Below are 18,504 nucleotides of genomic sequence, written 5' to 3'. Positions count from 1 at the left end.
GGTAACAGATTGTAAAGGAAGCCACAGCAGCGATGCATTTCGTGTCCCGGATACTGCTATTACTGGCCATGGCCCCCGGCGCCCTGGCCCAGGAGAGGATTGCGTCGCTGAACCTGTGCCTGGACCAGTTGCTGCTGGAATGGGTGGCACCGGAGAAGATTGTATCGGTGACCTGGCTTGCCGATAACGACCACTACCGCCGCGCGCCCCTGCCGGTGGGCATTCACCTGAACCGCGGGCGTGCGGAAGAGCTGCTGAAACTGGATCCCGACCTTGTGCTGGCGGGGCAGTACGGCGCCGGCCGCGCGGCGGCACGCCTGCAGGAGCTGGGGGTGCGGGTGGTCAAGGTTCCCGACGCCTACAGACTGGAACAGCTACTGGAGCAGCTGCAGTCATTGCGCTCGGTACTGGGTGATAACCCACAGCTGGACTCTCACTATAAAACGCTGCAGTCGCTGCTTGCAGGGCAACCCCCGGCAGTGGCGACAGAAAAAGCCGGTGGCGATCCGACCGCATTAATCCTGTCGGCGAACAATATTACCTATGGCAGTGGCATGCTGGAGCACCAATTGCTGGAGCGTGCCGGTTTCCGCAACCTGGCCGCCGAACGCGGCGGCGAGCAGTTACAGAAGGTGAGCCTGGAAGAGGTGATTGCCGCACAGCCCGACCTGCTGGTGCTCTATGGCGGTGAGCAGGAGTTCGCCCTGGCCCACCTGGCGACCCGGCACCCGGTCATCCGGCGCTATATCGAGCGCGGCCATGTGTATACCCTGCCGGCGGAACTGGGTTTCTGTCCCGCCCTGGTGGCGGGGGCGACCCTGGAAGAACTCACGGAAAAGAGAGCAGAGTTTGTTAAATCGCAGTAACGCAATACTGGCCCTGATGGTGCTGGCCCTGCCGCTGGCACTGCTCGGTGCCCTGGCCAGTGGCCCGGTGGACATCGACCTGGCTGGCGCCCTTACCGATGGTTGGCATGCGCAGGGCAGTGATGCAGTCATCCTGTGGCAACTGCGCCTGCCCCGGGCATTGCTGGCGGTGCTGGTGGGGGCCGCGCTGGGGATGGGCGGCGCCGCCATGCAGGGTATGCTGCGCAACCCGCTGGCAGAGCCGGCGCTGCTGGGGGTGAGCAGTGGCGCGGCGCTGGCGGCCATCCTGCTACTGTATTACGGCCTCGCCTGGCAGGCCGGCTGGCTGCTGCCGCTGCTGGCGATTGGCGGCGCCTTTCTGGCTGTCGCCTGTGTCTGGCTGCTGGCCGGTCGCGGGGCCAGCGCCAGCCGGCTGGTCCTGGCCGGGGTAGCCATCAACGCCTTCCTGTCCGCACTGATGGCCCTGGCCCTCAACTACGCGCCCAGTATGTTCGCCATGCAGGAAATTGTCTTCTGGCTGCTGGGCTCACTGGCGAACCGGGGCTGGGACCAGCTGCTACTGGCGCTGCCGTTCGTTGTGGTGGGTGCAGCGCTGATGTTCTGCGGGCGCAACTACCTGCGGGCCCTGTCCCTGGGGGAGGCCAGCGCTGCGTCGCTGGGCTTCGGCGGGCGCCGCTATCCGCTGGCGATCCTGCTGGGTATTGCCGCCGCGGTAGGGGCCGCGGTGGCGGTAGCGGGCACGATTGGATTTATCGGCCTGGTGGTGCCGCACCTGGTACGGCCGTTGGTCAACCAGGATCCGGGCCGGCTGCTGTGGGCCAGCGCCCTGGCCGGTGCGCTGCTGTTGTTGCTGGCGGATATCCTGGTGCTCAACTTTATCGGTGCGCAGGAACTGCGCATCGGTGCGGTGACTGCCTTTATCGGCGCACCATTCTTTTTCTGGCTGATCGTGAGCGCGCGGCGGGGGTTGCAGTTATGAGCCGGGGAGCGCTACCAGTCAGCGTGCACCAGCTGGCGGTCGACCGGCATCGCCAGCGTGTGCTCGAAAATCTCAGCTGCCGCTTTCAACCTGGTGAGCTGACTGCGGTGGTGGGCCCCAACGGTGCGGGCAAGAGCAGCCTGTTACAGGTGCTGGCGGGAGTGCTGGCGCCGGCCGCGGGAAGGGTCGAGATCGATGGCAATGACGCGGCGAAAATCCCGGCCGGGGAGCGCGCACAGTTGTGTGCCTACCTGCCCCAGGCCGAGACGCCCGCCTGGAGCCTGGCCGCCCGTGACCTGGTGGCGCTGGGCCTGCTGCCCTGGGGCAAGCCGGCCGACCGCGATAACCGGGTGCACCGGGCGCTGGCCCAGGTGGACGCTGTGGAATTCGCCGACCGCCCGGTAACCCGGCTGTCGGGCGGTGAGCTGCGCCGGGTGCAACTGGCGCGGTTACTGGTGGGCGAGGCGCCCGTACTGATCGCCGATGAGCCCACCGCGGCGCTGGATATCCGCCACCAGTTGCAGTTGATGCAGAACTTTCGCCAGCAGGCGGACAGCGGGCGCACGGTAGTCCTGGCCCTGCACGACCTGGCGCTGGCAGCCCGTTACTGCGACCGCATCCTGCTCCTGGAGGGCGGCCGCCTGCGTGCCACGGGCACCCCGGAGGAGGTCCTCACGCCTGACCTGATCGGCGAGGTGTACGGAGTCAGTTGCGAGTTCCGCTGGCGCGATGGTGTGGCGGATTTTGTGCCGCTGGACCTGCTGTAGGCGGGCGGGTTTCGCCGGGGTTAATCCCGATCGTTGGCTCCACCGGTTCCCGGTGGCTTCCCACCCGATTCCTCCAGCGCCTTCTCCAGCCGGCGCACGCGGCTCCGTGCGGCCTCGACCTCCCGGCGGTACTTGTCGGCGTTGCCCTCGCGAGCATTTTCCCAGCGCGCTTCCGAATCCTGCAATTCCTGCTTTGCCAGTTCCAGCTCCTTGAGCATGCTCATCTGCTCACCTCCGCCAGTCGCATCTACGGGGTTGCTATCGGGTAGTCCCTGTAACGGTAGCACCGGATCGTGACCTGCGGTTCGCCGTGGGGTGCTTCACTGCTATACTGCGGCCCGCTTTGGGTGCCCGGCAGCGTCTTTTCCCTCGGGGGTGGCGCTTGGTCGGGTTAAACGGGAAGTCCGGTGAACTGGTTCCAGTGAGTCCGGCGCTGCCCCCGCAACGGTGAGCCGCTAACGCGGTAAGCCCGATACCGGCCCTCGGCATTCGTAGGATAAAGCGGAGGGCTTTGTCTGGTCTGTGTAAGGCGACCGCTGAAGCCCGCTTCCGGTCCCTGTGGTAAGCACCGATTGCACTCACCCTCCCTCAATCCGTCCTTTTTCGAGATTGGGGAATCACTGTGAACAAAACTCTTCTCCCGGCGGCGCTACTGCCATTGCTGACCGCCACCAGCCAGATTGTGTCCGCCGAAGACAACGGCGAACTGGAACAGGTTTCCGTTACTGCCAGCCGCGTGGAAATACCGCGACGGGAGCTGGGGGTATCGGTGTCGATTGTTACTGCCGCCGATATCGAGCGGTTGGGCTATGCCAGGTTGCTGGATGTCATTCGCACTCTGCCAGGGGTTGCTGTCAGCAATAACGGTGGCGCCGGCAAAGTGAGCAATATCTACCTGCGCGGTGAAAGCAATTATCGCACCCTGGTATTGCTGGACGGTGTCAACATTGCCGATCCCGCGAACACCCAGGTGGCCACCCAGTTCCAGCACCTGCTGGCGGGTGATATCGAGCGAGTGGAAGTCCTGCGTGGCCCCCAGGGCATGATGTATGGCGCCGGGGCCGGTGGTGTGATCAATATCATCACCAAAAAAGCCGATGCCCCGCTGGGTGGGTCCCTGGCAGTAGAGGCGGGACGTTACGGTAGCCGCGATACCAGCGCCAGCCTCTACGGCGAGGGCGAACAATGGGATTACCGGATCAACCTGGGGGTATTCGATACCGATGGTTTCAACAGCCAGGTGGCGGATGCCAGCGGCGAACGGGACGGCTACAGCAATCGCACCGCCAGCGCCCAGCTGGGATACCAGGTCAGCGAGAACCTTGCCCTGCGTGCGCAGGTACGTCACACCGGCACCGAGTCGGCGTTTGACGGCTGCTTCGCCGGTTTTTCCACTTCCAATGACTGTCTCGACGAATACACCCAGGGCAGCTATCGCCTGAGTGCCGACTACCGGGTCTCCGGCATCGGCAACCAGTTGGCGGTGGCACGACAGGAGATCGAGCGGGACAGCCTCGCGGTGGGTGCAAGTACCTTTGCCGTGGATGGTGGTATCGACGAGCTCAACTATGTGGGCAATACGGCGCTTGCCGGCGGTGAGTTGCTCTGGGGTGCGGAGTACGAACAGCAGGAGTTCTCCAGCGCCTTCGATGCCCGGGAACTGGATAGCCTGGGAATCTTCAGTGAATGGCGTGCCGACCTGGGAGGGGTAATCCATTACTCTGTAGGTGTGCGTCGCGACAGCCTGGAGACCGAGGATCACGACAGCTGGCGCAGCTCCCTGGCCTACCCGATCCTGTTGGGTGATGAGGTGGAGGCCAAGCTGCGCGCGAGCTACGGCACCGGTTACCGGGCGCCCAGCCCGTTCGAGCTGGCGTATAACGTGGGCGAGGGTGCTGAGACGGTGGGGCCGGAGACCAGCCGCGGCTATGAGCTGGCCGCCGAATACCGGCTTGCCGACCGGCTGCACCTGGAGCTGGTTTATTTCGACCAGCAGATCCAGGACGCCATCATCTTTGACTACAGCCTGGGCAATTCCGGTTTCGGTGCCTACGGGCAGGATGACGGTGTAAGCCGGTCCGAGGGCATCGAGTTGGTCATGTCTGGAAAGCTTCTGGATAGCCTGGACTGGTACTTTAACGGAACGCTCCTGGATGCCGAAGACACGAATGGTAGCCAGCGCCTGCAGGTACCGGAGCAGGTCTATAACCTGGGTGGGAATTATCGCCTGCTGGGGGACCGCCTTGCAGTGGGAGCAAACTGGCGCAGGGTCGCAAACCGGCTGAGTCCGAACCCGGATTTTTTCGGTCCAGTGGTCACCCTGGATGATTACAGCGTGCTGGACCTGAAGGTGTCTTACCGGATTTCCGAGTCCCTGCGGCTGAACCTGCGTGGTGAGAATATCCTCGATGAGGATTACCGCGAGGTGGCCGGCTACAATACGGCCGGGGCGGCGGTTTATGCCGGAGTCGAGATGACACTTTGAGTCTGGTGTAGGAGCGGCTCTGGGCGGGAACGCTATCCCTGCGACGCTGGAGGGGTGTAGGGGCGAACCTTGTGTTCGCCCGGACTGCGATCCGGTTACTACCGGCTGCGCGGGACTGCAGAGTGCGATAATTACCATGTGTCGCGCCGAGTATCCTTTCGGTCGCGACCAGCGGCCGCTCCTACAGCTCTTGAGTTTGCGAGCAATTTTCTAACGCGGAGTTTTGTCCATGACCGATTCGGACACCGGTAAAAAGGCCGAGCGCCATAAGCGGCGTATGCAGCAGCGCAAGGAAATTGTCGATGCGGGTGTTGCAAAGGCGCTGGAAGAGCGCGGGATTGCCATCCTCTACACCGGTGACGGCAAGGGCAAGACCACCGCGGCAATGGGTACGGTCACCCGGGCCCTGGGGTATGGCTACAGGGTAGTGGTGGGGCAGTTTATCAAGGGAGCCTGGGAGTGCGGGGAGAAAAACCTCCTCACGGGACTGCCGGCGGAGCAGTTTCCCCTGCAGTGGTTTGAAATGGGCACCGACTTTACCTGGGAGACCCAGGACTTCGAGGCCGACAAGGCTGCGGCCCTGGCATTGTGGGAAAAACTTTCCGCGGCGCTCGCGGATGAGTCGGTATACCTGGTAGTGCTGGATGAGCTCACTTATGCCCTCAATTACAAGTGGCTCGATCGAGATGCAGTGATCACCGCTATAGAAAACCGCCCGCGTGAGCAGACGGTGATCATTACCGGGCGTGGCGCAAAGCAGTACCTGAAGGGTATTGCCGATACGGTTACCGAGATGCGGGCTGAGAAACATGCATTCGAAAAAGGAGTTGCCGCCCGCAAGGGTATTGAATGGTGATTGCCTAACCTGTCATTGTATTCAAACCTTTTGGCCCTTCTTGAATCGTGCAGAAAATAATGTAGTAAATGGTCGATCAACCGGCTGTATGCCGGTTATCCTCTTTCCCGATTTAGTAAATCCAGCCTAAGTGTTTAGGGATATAACTATAAAGAAATCGGGATTGGGGGTTGATATGAATTCAAGTTGCTTGAAAAGCCTATTTGTTACAGTTTGTCTCATCGTTGCAGTGGGTGTGCGTGCGGCAGACTCTGGAGCATTCAGTGACCTTCCATTGGTTAACCAGGTATCAGTTTCCCCAGATGGAAAGAACCTGCTGGCTGTAGTCAACTCAGAGAACAAGACTCTTGTGGCAACAGCCCCCTACGGTAGTAAAGAGGTGAACTTTCTTGTTGGACTGGAGGAGGGCAAGTTCAGGATTGAGTCCGTAAGCTGGCTCAATAATGAGCGTGTGTTGGCGGCAGTCTCGCAACCAGAGCAACTGCGGGTGGGGGGGCGCAACGTGCGGGCCCGGTTGACCACCCTGTACTCAATCTCAATTGATGGAAAGTCCACAATTGAGCTGAAGAAAAGGGATGTTGCAGAGAGTGATATTGACCTCCTGAGGTTGAATCCATCGGTAGTAAGCCTTTTGCCTGAGGATGACGAGCATATACTCGTCGAGGTTGCCGATCCGCGGGATAATTATTTTTCCTCTGTGTTCAAGGTTAATGTTGAAAACGGGGATTTCGAGAAGTACTTGCCCAATGATCGCCAGATATTTAGCTGGGGAGTAGATCGCAAAGGTGAGGTTCGGCTCGCCATGGGGCGTGACACCAAGAGAGAGTCGCGCGTTAATCATGTCTACTTCCGCAAAAATGCCAAGGAGGACTGGCAGCGCATCGCCAGCTTTGATGCCTATAAAGATGACAGTTTTTATCCATTTTTTTATGAGGATGAAAGTCACACACTCCTGGTGATCAGCAATCGCAAGCTGGGGAAGAGGGCCATCTGGCGTTACGACATAGAAAGTGGGCAGTTTTCCGGTTTGGTCGGGGAGGCACCGGCCACTCTCGATGTGGAGGGTCCTATTTTCTGGAGGGCGGGCGATGCCAATGAATTTATCGGCTTCAGTTACCTGGATAATTTTGTAGAGCATAAATATGTCAGTGCGCAGAAATCCAATATTTCGCAGCAACTGAGGCTCCTGTTCCAGCGGCAGGGGTTGAAGTCCCATATTGTGAGCAGGGATAAGTCCGGCAACCGGATGGTGGTATATGCAATATCGGATCACTCCCCCGGGAAGTATTATCTGTTTGACCGACAGAAAAAGACCCTGGATTTCTGGTTCAGCCAGTTTCCGAAGCTCGAGAACAAGAGCCTTGCGAAAGTTGAGCCTTTCAGTTTCGAGGCCTCTGATGGGATGGAGCTGAATGGGTACCTTACTCGCCCTGGGGGTGTTACCGATGCTCCGCTGGTTGTATTTCCCCATGGTGGCCCGCATGCCCGTGATACCCAGTACTTTGATCCCTGGGTGCAGATGTTTGCAGATCGTGGGTATGCGGTATTACAAGTGAACTTTCGTGGTTCCTCCGGGTTTGGCGATGATTATCTCGTTGCGGGATATAAGCAATGGGGTAAGGCAATGCAGCAGGATGTTATTGATGCTGTAAGCTGGGTAGAGCGGAACAAACTGGCTGACACCGAGAGGGCCTGTATCGTTGGCGCCAGTTACGGCGGGTATGTAGCTCTTACCGCTGGTTTCAAAACGCCGAAAAGGTTCGATTGTGTGGTCAGTTTGGCTGGCGTCAGCGATATTCCCAGCATGATTAATTTTGATTTCGTGCGGGGCTACAACCGTTACTACGAGGAGCAGCTTGCTGATATTCATTCCCCGGAGGAAAGGAAGGATATCGAGAACAATTCACCGGTGAACCATGCCGGAAGTTTCAGTGTCCCGGTATTGTTGGTGCATGGTGGGTTTGATACACGGGTTGATGTTGGCCAGTCGAAAATGATGGCCAAGGCGCTGGAGCGAGAAGATAAGAGGGTGCGTCTGGAAGTGCTTGACCATGGAACCCACCATTTCAATGAATCTGTAAACAGAAAAGCGGCAATGTCGGAAGTTATCGGTTTCCTGGACCAGCACCTCAAATAAAAGCAGGCAGGCCGGCGCCCCCACAGGGGCCCCGGCGCGTGCTTGCATGCTGGCTTACAGTTTCCAGCTGAAGCGCATGCCCGCAGTGCGCGGCTGGCCCCAGACACCGTATCCCCAGTCGCTGCCGAGGGTATTCTGGTAGGTGAAATACTCCTCGTCCGCCAGGTTGTTCACAAACGCCTGCACGCTGTAGCGCTGGGAGGGTGAATACCAGCTGACGCTGGCGTTGGCCAGGCCGTAGGCTTCATGGCGGGAGTAGGGGTCGTTCTCGATCTGCAGGAAGTGGTCATCCTGCCAGGAGTAATCACCCTGGAATACCAGCTCGCCTGATTCTCCCAGGGCCTGGTAGTAACGCGCCACCAGGTTGTAGGTGAAGCCGGGCGCAGAGGGCAGTTCATTGCCGTCCAGCGTATAGCTGTCGCCGGCCACGAAGAATATCTGCTCCGAGTCGAACTCGGTGGACAGCCAGCCGGCGCCGGCGATCACCTCGAAGTTGTCGGTAATCGGCGCGGTCAGTTCGATTTCCGCGCCGGTTCCCCCTACATCCCCCGCGTTGGTAATCACGCTGCCGTCGGCCACCGTCAGGAAAACCTGCGCCTGGTAGTCTTCCACCGTGTAGTGGAACGCTGCCGCGTTGAGTCGGTAGACTTCTGCCAGGGTAGTTTTCAGCCCTACCTCGAAGTTGGTGATCTCCTCGGCGCTCACCGGGCGGGTGGCTTCCAGCGAGGCGTTGTAGCTGCCGGAGAAACCGCCACTCTTGAAACCAGTGGAAAAGCTGGCATAGGCGAGGGTGTCATCACCGGGACGCCAGTCGAGCCCCAGCCTGCCGGTGGTGGCGCTTTCACTCAGGTCGTCCCGCACAGAGAGCGGCTCGTAAAAGCTGGGGCCGGAATCCTGGGCAAACTCCCGTTCCTCTTCGGTATAGCGCAGGCCGCTCACCAGGGTCAGGGTCGGGGCCAGGTCGTATTCCACCTGGCCGAACAGCGCCCAGGATTCGCTGTCGAGGGCGACGATTTCCTGGTGCCAGAGGCCGTCGGCGGTTGTCGGGGCTTCCGTGACCAGGCCACGATCATCCTTGTAGTAGTAAAAGCCGGTAACCCAGGTGGCATTATCGGTGGCGCCATCCAACCGTAATTCCTGGGTATATTGCTCCGCGTCCACGGCATACTGCTCGTCAAACCAGACCACTTCGGTGCCATCGCCGTCATCCTGCAGGAACTTGTCCAGTTCTTCGTAGGCGGTGATGGAGGTCAGGGTAAAGTCCTCGAACTCCCAGTCGAGGGTGGCCGACGTACCATAGGTGTCAATCTGGGTGATCAGGCCATTGGCGGCACCGCTGGCCACATGCTCGGGATCAAATTTGCCGTCCACGGCCTCTGCGCCGGTAAACCCGAAGGTATTGCTGGTGCAGCCACCATCCTGGATGCGGGAAATGGAACAGGTCGCGGCATCTTCACTGGCCGCTTCCAGGTAGCCCATATGGGCGAAGCCAACCGAGTTCTGGTCCGCCTCGCTGCCATGGAAATTCAGTAGTAGGCCGCCGCTGTCACCGAGGTCGAAGTCAAGCTGGCCGCGGTAGCCGAAGCTGTCAGTATCGTTCAGCTTGTCACCGGTAACAGTGTTGGTCTGCCAGCCATCATTGGTGGTGCTTTTGAAGGCGAAGCGACCGCGCACGCCGTCGGCCAGCGCGCCGCCAACCGCGCCCTCCAGGATCTGCTCGGAATAGCTGCCGAGGCTGGCGCTGGCGCTAGCGGTAAATTCATCGGTGGGTTTGCGGGATACATAGTGCACAAGCCCGCCGGTGGTGTTGCGGCCATAAAGGGTGCCCTGGGGCCCGCGCAGCACTTCCACGCGCTCCAGGTCGAACAACTGGATAGCAGAGCCGGCAGGATTACCTCGATAGACGTCATCCACATAGATGGATACCGGCGACTCCCAGGAGTCGGAAAAATTCACCAGGCTGATACCGCGCAGGCTGACGGACGGACTGGATGCCTCGCCGAAGATAGCGAAGAAATTCATATTGGGGACCTGCTGGGTAATGTCCAGGCCCTCCTCGAAACCCATTTTCTCGATAGCATCGCCGGAAAACGCGCTGACAGCGACCGAGACATCCTGCATCGACTGTTCACGTTTCTGTGCTGTCACCGTGACTTCTTCGAGCACCGATTGTTGCTGGGCAGTAACCGGCGCGCTGATTGCGAGAGCCAGTAGTGCCGGGAGGAAGTGGCGATGGGAAAGCCCCTGGCGGATAACCGCAGTTCCTGGGCGGTTGATGGTGGTGGCGCGTTGCATATTGCTCTCCTTGTCGTGCGATATTCTTATGCCGTGTTATTTTGAATTTTCGCTCTCACCTTTTTATTGGTTTCTTGTTATTGGCTTTTTGTTCTTGTTTTTATGCCGGCGCCATTACACGCAATTACAGCCACCGGAGTAGCAGGGGCATGCCGAGGCACAGCGGCAAAGTATTGCCGTTGTCGGGCGCAATAGAATCAGAGTTGTCTGTTGTTCTTTTAGTTGAACTGCGTTCGAGCTTGGCGCTGGTAAACAACACCTCGAGATAACAGGCAGCACATTGGCGCGGCGCTCCGGGCTGCCGGGGGAAACCAGGCTAAACCGGGCTGGAAATGACTCGATGGCCCGATCTGGTGACAGGTTTATTTCACCTTAACCAGAATAAAGGACTATCGCAAGGCGTCGGGCGGGAATCTGCGGCTGCCATGGATGGTCCTGGCAGTATTATTTTCTTTTCGCGTCCTGAGGATAAATCGTATCTGTATCAGAAACGATATCCGATGCCTACGCTGTATACGAAGGGGTCGATCTCCACTTCCGTTTTAATCCGGGAAACTCCGGTCTCGGTGGGAAAGCGAATCTCCGCGTCGGTGTCGATGTCCAGGTACCACATGGAGGCATTAAACAGCCAGCGGCTTTCAGGGCCAAATTGCACGTCTACACCCAGCTCGCCCGCCAGCCCCCAGGAATCATCGAGCTCAAGTCTCGCATCCCGCGTGGCACCGAGCATGTTGAGGAAATAGCCATTGGCGATGCGGGCAACGTCTTCGTCGACAAAAGTGGTGTAGTTGACGCCGAAGCCGACGTAAGGCTGGACCCATGACTCTACACAGACCGGGAACCACTGTACCGTCAGCGTCGGGGGCAGGTGCTTGATGTCACCCAGGGGTACAGTGCCAATCGAGAGCCCATCTGCGCCCGGCAGGCCGCGGACATCCAGGTCGTGTTCAAACGGGGTGGCCAGGAGCAAGCCCAGGCCCCAGTGGTCGGCAAACACCCAGGCGCCGGTAAAGGTGGCGGCATATCCATCATCTACCAGGACGCGGGTGCCCGGCAGGAGGGCGCCATTCAGCCTCAGCTCCTCGGACATGTCATCCGGTATTGTCGCCCCGGCCCCGGCTCGCAGGATGAAATCCCCCTGGCGGTTTTCCGCCAGGACGCTGTTGCCGGCCAGTGCCAGCGCCAGGGCGGAGGTCAGAAGTGCCGTGGATCTCATTTTCGGTTCGCTCCATGAAGACTGCGGTTCCCAAAAGTCAGTCTAGACACTGGGCGCAGGCGCCGAGGGGATGCTGTGGTACCGGACGCCAGACGGGGCCGGGATATGCCATAATCCGCCACCTCAGTAGTCAATTCAGCGGTGAGATAATGAAAATAGGCGTGTTGAAAACCGATGATGTCCGCAAGGAGCTGGTGGGTGAATTTGGTGAATATCCGGAAATGTTTGCCCAGCTGCTGCGGGACCAGGATCCATCCCTGGAGTTTGTGACCTATGAAGTGCAGCACGGTCACTACCCGGATGACGTCGATGAAGTGGACGCTTACCTGATTACCGGCAGCAAGACTGGTGTCTACGAGGACAAGCCCTGGATCCCGCCCCTGATGGAGTTTGTGCGCATGCTGCGGGAACGGGGCAAGCCCACCATCGGCATCTGTTTCGGTCACCAGCTGATCGCCCAGGCCCTGGGGGGCAAGACCCGCAAGTCCGACAAGGGCTGGGGTGTCGGCGTCCATACCTACGAGCTGCAGGAGACACCGAGCTGGATGTCCGAGCCGCTCGACCAGTTCAGCCTGCTGGTCAGCCACCAGGACCAGGTGGAAACCCTGCCGCCCGGGGCCCGGATCCTGGCGTCCAGCGACTTCTGCCCCATGGCCATGGTGCAGGTGGATGAGAATATGCTCACCTTCCAGGCCCACCCGGAATTCACCAAGCCCTATTCCAATAGCCTGATGGAGCTGCGCCGCGAGGCTTTCGGCGGGGATGTGGTGGAAAAGGGGCAGGCTTCCCTGCAGAACGATATCCACGAAAGCACCGTGGCCAAGTGGATGCTGGAGTTCCTGCGCAAGCAGTAATCACCGGTTGATGCGGTAGGAGCGGCTGCTGGCTGCGATCACCCAAAGGCGGGTGTATTCACGGCCATGGGGCGCTCCTACAGGGCAACCGGGGTCCGGTTTACTTCCATTTGATATTGCAGCCGACGGACGGCGTCTGGTCCGCGTCCGGCTGCTCCCCCCGCAGTACCGCATCTGCCGCCGCGCGCAAGTCAGAGCCGTCCACTGGCTCGCCATTGCCCGGTCGACTGCTGTCGAACTGGCCCCGGTACGCCAGCTTGCCATCCCGGTCGAAGAGGAAGAAGTCCGGCGTACATGCTGCGTCGAACGCCCTTGCCACTTCCTGCCCTTCGTCCACCAGGTATGGGAACCGGTAGCCCCTTGCAGCTATTTCCTCGCGCATCTTATCCGGGCTGTCGTCCGGGTGGCTGGCAAAGTCGTTGCTGTTAATGGCGACAATGGCGAGGCCAGCGGGAATATATTGCTCCGCAAATTCTGACAATGCGGCGGCTATATGTTTTACAAAAGGGCAGTGATTGCAGATAAACATCACAAGCAGCGGCTTGCCCGCCATCTTAGCACTCGACAGCATCCCGCCATTGGTATCGGGAAGGGTAAATGCCGGCATCTCGGTGCCGAGCGGAATCATGCTTGATGGGGTAAGAGCCATGTGCGGTCCTGCAATCAGCTGGTTAAGGAATCATTCTCCATACAGGTTACTGTTCCGGGGGCCGGTGTAAAAGGAGGAGTGCATGCGTCCCTGTCATAACCGGGCTGGTTGATTTTTATTCGTTACCGGCGGGCGGGCATATTTCTTTTGCCCTGTGATCATGCTGCCCTGTCCTGTTGAGGTTCTCCAGGGAGTTCTCGGGCACCGGCCTGAAAGTCGGTCCGCAATGATACAAAGCGGCAGCCTGTTTAATTTGTGAGCTTTTTGAGAGTTTTGATCACCCGTTAAATCAAAACTTTGCTGACTAAGCTGAATATGAGCCCCTTAGTGTAAAGCCTGACCCTTATGGGATAGGTTTATCGATAATATGCCGTTTTTGAATTTATCCTGCTCTCTTTTGCATTCGGTTAGGAGCTGATGTTCCAGGGATAGTGCCAATATGGATGCATCTGGCATAAAAATATTTTCGTTTTGTGACTTTTTTACAAAAAAAGTTGAGTAAAACTGTTCCTCGCTCGTCTTGGTACTTGTGTTGGGAAAGTGATCGCTGGGGGGCGATCACGTTCAATAAATACAACTCACACAACAACTTCCTATAAGAGAGGGGTCAATATGAGCTCAAATAACAAGCTCAGAATGCACCTGGCCAAGAGCGTCCTGGCTCTGGCGATCGGTGCTACCACTGTCGCCAGCCCGACAGTATTTGCCGACGACACCACCGGCACCATTCGCGGTTCCGTGGTGGGTGTCGAGAATGCCAAGACTATCAAGCTGACTGATACCGCTCGTGGTATCACCAAGGAAATCAGTGTCGATGCCGACGGCGAGTTCCGCTTTGGCAGCCTGACTCCGGGCAAATACCAGCTGCAGGTATTCAATGACGGCGGTGTCGTTGATACGCAGACTGTTGTCGTTAGCCTTGGCGGCACGGCTACCATCGTCCTAGGCTCCGGCGCTGAGCTGGAGCAGGTTGTCGTTAACGGTGAGCGTATCTCCCAGGTAGACGTGGGTATCGCAGAATCCGGCATGGTAATTTCTGCCGAGGAACTGAACGAAATCCCCGTAGCCCGCGACCTGACCTCTGTTACCCTGCTGGCCCCGAGCGTAACGCGCGGTGACCAGACCTTTGGTAATCATGCCAGCTTTGCCGGTGCGTCAGTTGCGGAGAACGTGAGCTACATCAACGGCCTCAACACCACCAACTTCCGTAACGGTCTGGGCTTTTCTGAAGTTCCGTTTGAATTCTACGACAGCATCCAGGTCAAGACCGGCGGTTACTCCGCCAAGTTCGGCCGCTCCACCGGTGGTGTCATGAATGCCACCTCCAAGAGTGGTACCAACGAATTCAAGTTCGGTTCCAACTTCTACTACGATACCGAGGTCGAAACGGCACCGAATACTTACGCCGCCGATAACGACAAGGACGAATACTCGGAGACCAATGCCGATATCTATGCCTCCGGCCCGATCATCGAAGATCGCCTGTTCTTCTACGCGCTCTACAGCAACAAGAGCGAGGAGCAGGAATATTACGGCATGCTCAGCGGCCGTGGTTACAAGGCCGAGCAGGACACCGATTTCTGGGGCGTAAAACTGGATGGCTACATCAGTGAAAACCACCGTGTTGAACTGACCGCTTTCAGTGACGAGCGCGAGACCATCGAAGGCTCCTACGAGTACGACTCTGCCACTGAAACTGTTGGCAACTACCTGGGTGATACCCTGTACGAGCGCGGTGGTATGAACTGGATTGCCACCTACACCGGTAACCTGACTGACACTGTCACCCTGGCCGTGTCCTACGGTGAAAACGAGGCAAACCGCACTACCGCTCCTGCCACTGCCGATATCCCGGTGGTGTACGAGTACAACGGTGGCTTTATCGCTCGCGGTGACTGGACCAACTTCACCGTTGAAACCGGTGAAGATACACGCGAAATGCTGCGTGTTGACCTTTCCTGGGACCTGAATGACCACTTCCTGGAAGTGGGCCTCGACCAGGAAAACAACACCTCTACCAGTGCGACTGTGAACTCTGGTGGCGTCTACTGGCTGCTGGATCCGAACAACACTTACAACGAGTGCTCCCTGGCTGAGTGTCCCTCCGGCGCGAACGTTCGTGAGCGTATCTATAACGTAGGTGGTGAGTTCGACGTAGAGTCCTCAGCGTTCTACATCCAGGACACCTGGCAGGCAACCGACCAGCTCTCCCTGCAGCTGGGTCTGCGTAACGAGACCTTCAAGAACAACAACGGTGCCGGTGACGCGTTCATCGAGATCGACAACCAGTGGGCACCGCGCCTGTCAGCGGTATTCGACCCGACCGGTGCCGGCAACCAGAAGATCTTTGCCAACTGGGGTATGTACTACCTGCCGATCGCCTCGAATACCAATATTCGGATGGCCGGTAACGAGACCTATATCCAGAACTACTACGACTGGGACGGCGAGTGCCTGAACGCCGACTTTACCCCGTGTAACGTCGGTGGCCAGTTCGACCAGGACCTGTTTGGTGACGGCACTGTGCCGGATACCCGCAGCCTGGTGGATACCAACATTGAGCCCATGTACCAGTCTGAGTTCATCCTCGGTTACGAATACGTAATGGAGAATGGCATGGAGCTGGGTGTCAAGGGTATGTACCGCAACCTGGAGACCTCCATCGAGGACGTGGCGATCGATGCTGCCGTTATCGATTACTACAACACCGAGGGCAACTGGACTGCAGACGGTACTGTTGAAGATGCCTTCACTGGTTTCCACCAGTACGTACTCACCAACCCGGGTAACGATATGCGTATCTACATCCCGGAGACCGATGAGTTCGTGAACCTTTCCGCGGACCAGCTGGGTTACCCGGAGGCCAAGCGTCAGTACGGTGCGCTGGAATTCACTTTCCGTCGTCCGTTCGATGGTCGCTGGATGGTTGATGCGTCCTATACCTGGGGCCACAGCTGGGGTAACAACGAAGGTTACGTGCGTTCGGACAACGGCCAGGACGATGCCGGCCTGACCACTAACTTCGACCAGCCGGGACTGCTGGATGGTGGTTACGGCAACCTGCCGAACGATCGCCGCCACACCCTGAAGGCATTTGGTACTTACCAGTTCGACATGGGCCTGCGCCTGGGTGGTAACTTCATGTGGCAGACCGGTCGTCCGAAGAACTGCTTCGGCGTTCACCCGACCGACGTGTTTGCCCAGGCCTACGGTGCTGAATCCTTCTACTGCCAGGGTGAGCTTCAGCCGCGCGGTAGCCAGGGTCGCACTGACACCTACTGGAACCTGGACCTGAATGCCCAGTACCCGGTGCAGTTCGCCAACAACCAGGAGCTGATGCTGTCTTTCGACGTGTTTAACGTGTTCGGCAACGACGCTGTCAGCGAAGTGGTTGAGACTGGTGACACCGACGGCGGTCTCGTCGATGAGTTCTACGGTGAGCCGGTTTACTACCAGGCACCTCGTGCCGTTCGCCTTGGCGTTCGCTACGAGTTCAACTAAGTCTTAAACGGCTTTTGTTGGAAAATCCCCGCCGTTCGGCGGGGATTTTTTTATTCCGGCTACTACTCGAATAACGACGACGCGACATGCCGGTAGGCGGCGTTTTCGTAAAACTCGAACTCCTGCTGACAGCTGTAGCTCAATTTGATGATGTGATCATCATCACTGCGGCATGCTTTCTCCCTTATCTCTTGCCACGCCTTCACTTGCTCCACTGCGTCACCGCGTGCCCCCGCTGACACGATTGGTTCTGGCCCGGTGCTGAGATAGGCAATGACCAGCCCCTCCCAGAAATACCGCATGGCAACCTCCCGATCGGGACAATAGGGCAATATCAGCCGCAGGGCATGACATCCCGTCACGCCGTGCAGAAGGGTAAAGCTTCCCGTGCCGGCATAGGCCTTGAGGGCGATTGCGGCGATATCCTCCAGTCCCAGCTGCCGCGGCTGGATCGGGGTGTCCATCCAGCCATCCTGGCCCATGACCGCATGCATGTGGTCACTGATATTGCCCGGGGCTACCTCTACCTGCGGATAGCGCTGGCTGACATCCGCAATCACCTCGGCCGCCGCCAGGTCTGTGCGTTCACCAGAGGACTCCAGTGGGTAATACTCCAGATTCCAGTACGCGAGACCCATCGCGACCTCCTCCAGGTGCCTCGCGTCGATACCGTAAGCAGTGCGAATCAGGCCGTGGAAAGCGGCGGTCGCTATGGAGGGAAGCAGCGGCGGCAGCTCGCGTCGCAGGCAGTCCGCGATTCCGTGTTGCTCCAGCTGTTGTTCGTAGTACTGCAGCGCGCTAGGGAATAACTCTTCACTGTGCCGGCAGGTGGTGATATCGCTGACAGGCTTCACCGGGCTCGCCGGCCTGAGTTGCAGGTGGGGGGTGGAACGGTCGAATGCATATTGGAGCTGCTCGCGGGTAGCACCCATCTGGTCCAGCGCGATCAGCACCATTGGCAGGTGGTTTGCCAGCCTGTCGCCATAATGGACATGGAAACGACTCGCCGATTCCAGCAGTTCCGTACAGTATCGCGTGATGGCCATCGGATCCCTCCTGCCTGCAGGTGTGGCCCGCTAGATTGCTTCCACCCTGTCGCCCAAGTTTATGGTGCCGGTAGCAGTCGCTCCACTAATTGGCGCCAGGTTCACGCCGAAATAGACCTGCCCATCCTCCCCGCGCCGATACCGGGCAAGGGTCCGCAGGGGTTCCCGGCGCACTTCACCGGTCAGTGGGTCGAGTCCGGGAATTGCACAGCGGGCACAGGGGTGGGTGCACTCGAACGCGGCGGGCCCGTCACGGGTATGCACGATCATGCGTGTCCACTGGTCCTCGGCGAAGGGTTCGCAATCGCTCACTACCAGGTTGGGCCTGAAGTTGAGCATGGAGACCGGCTCTGCGAGACGTGCGTTGAGGTCGTCCAGGGACGCCTGGCTGATCACCAGCAGCGGCGCTGCATCGGCGAAGCCCACCTGCCGGTCTGCCCGCGGCGCTGCCAGTGGGCGGTGGAATTCCGCGCCCATCGCCACCAGTCGCACGCTTGTTTGTAATCGCTCACTCAACCAATGGGCGGCCATATCCCCGGCGTCCCGTGCCAGGACCGCGTCATCCCAGACCGTGACACGGAGCACGGGCGCAGACTTGCCTGGTTGCGTGATCTCAATCTCATCCCCGTCCCGATGCTGTATCCGCACGCCGGTGGGTGTGACGGTGGCCCGCAGCTGTGCCATATGGCGGATTCGCCGCTGGGTCACAAACCGGTTTTCGGCATCCACCAGCATCCAGCGCCGGTCATCGACAGCGCCGTAGCGATCGAGGGACAGGCTGTCGGTAATGTGTCCCTGCAGGGACTTCACGGGGAACAGGTAGAGCGAGTCAATCTTCATCGAGGTCACCGGT

14 protein-coding genes and 1 riboswitch are annotated in these 18,504 nt (G+C 59.0%); of the genes, 8 read left to right on the top strand and 6 right to left on the bottom strand.

What is annotated here, in order from left to right; all coding sequences use genetic code 11:
• The first annotated feature begins 32 nt into the window (after positions 1-32).
• Genes ACH6CX_RS09250 through ACH6CX_RS09240 form a run of 3 tightly spaced genes read left to right on the top strand, consistent with a single transcriptional unit; the run spans position 33 to position 2,612 of the window.
• Positions 33-866, top strand: a complete 834-nt coding sequence (locus tag ACH6CX_RS09250; RefSeq protein WP_233006372.1) for an ABC transporter substrate-binding protein — start codon at positions 33-35, stop codon at positions 864-866.
• Complete coding sequence (locus ACH6CX_RS09245) at positions 850-1,845, top strand: iron ABC transporter permease (RefSeq protein ID WP_233006371.1); 996 nt, start codon at positions 850-852, stop codon at positions 1,843-1,845. The genes ACH6CX_RS09250 and ACH6CX_RS09245 overlap by 17 nt, the downstream gene beginning before the upstream one ends.
• Positions 1,842-2,612: an ABC transporter ATP-binding protein gene (locus ACH6CX_RS09240; RefSeq protein WP_233006370.1), complete on the top strand. Its 771-nt coding sequence runs from the start codon at positions 1,842-1,844 to the stop codon at positions 2,610-2,612. The genes ACH6CX_RS09245 and ACH6CX_RS09240 overlap by 4 nt, the downstream gene beginning before the upstream one ends.
• A 20-nt stretch (positions 2,613-2,632) precedes the next feature.
• Here ACH6CX_RS09240 and ACH6CX_RS09235 read toward each other — a convergent pair whose 3' ends face one another.
• A complete protein-coding gene (locus ACH6CX_RS09235) occupies positions 2,633-2,836 on the bottom strand; it encodes a hypothetical protein (RefSeq protein ID WP_396675337.1) in 204 nt (67 codons plus the stop codon).
• A 132-nt stretch (positions 2,837-2,968) separates the two neighbouring features.
• Positions 2,969-3,111, top strand: a riboswitch (cobalamin riboswitch).
• Between the two features lie 123 nt (positions 3,112-3,234).
• Here ACH6CX_RS09235 and ACH6CX_RS09230 point away from each other — a divergent pair.
• The 3 genes from ACH6CX_RS09230 (at position 3,235) to ACH6CX_RS09220 (ending at position 8,090) form a co-directional block, all read left to right on the top strand.
• Positions 3,235-5,097: a TonB-dependent receptor plug domain-containing protein gene (locus ACH6CX_RS09230; RefSeq protein ID WP_396675336.1), complete on the top strand. Its 1,863-nt coding sequence runs from the start codon at positions 3,235-3,237 to the stop codon at positions 5,095-5,097.
• 229 nt (positions 5,098-5,326) lie between these two features.
• Positions 5,327-5,953 carry a cob(I)yrinic acid a,c-diamide adenosyltransferase gene (gene cobO, locus ACH6CX_RS09225; protein WP_237062749.1) on the top strand — a complete coding sequence of 209 codons (627 nt, stop codon included), beginning with the start codon at positions 5,327-5,329 and terminating at the stop codon, positions 5,951-5,953.
• 163 nt (positions 5,954-6,116) lie between these two features.
• A complete protein-coding gene (locus tag ACH6CX_RS09220) occupies positions 6,117-8,090 on the top strand; it encodes a S9 family peptidase (protein ID WP_237062747.1) in 1,974 nt (657 codons plus the stop codon).
• Between the two features lie 54 nt (positions 8,091-8,144).
• On the opposite strand, the gene ACH6CX_RS09215 is transcribed toward ACH6CX_RS09220, so the two are convergent.
• Both ACH6CX_RS09215 and ACH6CX_RS09210 read right to left on the bottom strand, forming a co-directional pair.
• Positions 8,145-10,385 (bottom strand): TonB-dependent receptor domain-containing protein, encoded by a 2,241-nt coding sequence (locus tag ACH6CX_RS09215; RefSeq protein WP_334078627.1) that lies wholly within the window; start codon positions 10,383-10,385, stop codon positions 8,145-8,147.
• 484 nt (positions 10,386-10,869) lie between these two features.
• A complete protein-coding gene (locus ACH6CX_RS09210) occupies positions 10,870-11,601 on the bottom strand; it encodes an OmpW family outer membrane protein (RefSeq protein WP_334078628.1) in 732 nt (243 codons plus the stop codon).
• A gap of 149 nt (positions 11,602-11,750) precedes the next feature.
• On the opposite strand from ACH6CX_RS09210, the gene ACH6CX_RS09205 reads away from it, so the two are divergent.
• On the top strand, positions 11,751-12,455 hold the full coding sequence (locus tag ACH6CX_RS09205) for a gamma-glutamyl-gamma-aminobutyrate hydrolase family protein (protein WP_233006363.1): 705 nt from the start codon (positions 11,751-11,753) through the stop codon (positions 12,453-12,455).
• Positions 12,456-12,555: 100 nt separating this feature from the next.
• On the opposite strand, the gene ACH6CX_RS09200 is transcribed toward ACH6CX_RS09205, so the two are convergent.
• Positions 12,556-13,104, bottom strand: coding sequence for a thioredoxin family protein (locus ACH6CX_RS09200; protein ID WP_334078629.1), 549 nt, complete (start codon positions 13,102-13,104; stop codon positions 12,556-12,558).
• Positions 13,105-13,716: 612 nt separating this feature from the next.
• Here ACH6CX_RS09200 and ACH6CX_RS09195 point away from each other — a divergent pair.
• Positions 13,717-16,605, top strand: coding sequence for a TonB-dependent receptor (locus ACH6CX_RS09195; RefSeq protein ID WP_233006361.1), 2,889 nt, complete (start codon positions 13,717-13,719; stop codon positions 16,603-16,605).
• A 62-nt stretch (positions 16,606-16,667) separates the two neighbouring features.
• Here the strand turns inward: ACH6CX_RS09195 and ACH6CX_RS09190 are convergent, their stop codons facing one another.
• Both ACH6CX_RS09190 and ACH6CX_RS09185 read right to left on the bottom strand, forming a co-directional pair.
• Entirely contained in the window at positions 16,668-17,651 is a 984-nt protein-coding gene (locus ACH6CX_RS09190; RefSeq protein ID WP_237062735.1) for a questin oxidase family protein, read from the bottom strand.
• A gap of 30 nt (positions 17,652-17,681) precedes the next feature.
• Positions 17,682-18,491, bottom strand: coding sequence for an MOSC domain-containing protein (locus ACH6CX_RS09185; protein ID WP_334078630.1), 810 nt, complete (start codon positions 18,489-18,491; stop codon positions 17,682-17,684).
• Positions 18,492-18,504 lie beyond the last annotated feature (13 nt).

The organism is Microbulbifer sp. JSM ZJ756 (assembly GCF_044383805.1).
Lineage (GTDB): Bacteria > Pseudomonadota > Gammaproteobacteria > Pseudomonadales > Cellvibrionaceae > Microbulbifer > Microbulbifer zhoushanensis.
This window is presented reverse-complemented; position numbering and strand designations above follow the sequence as displayed.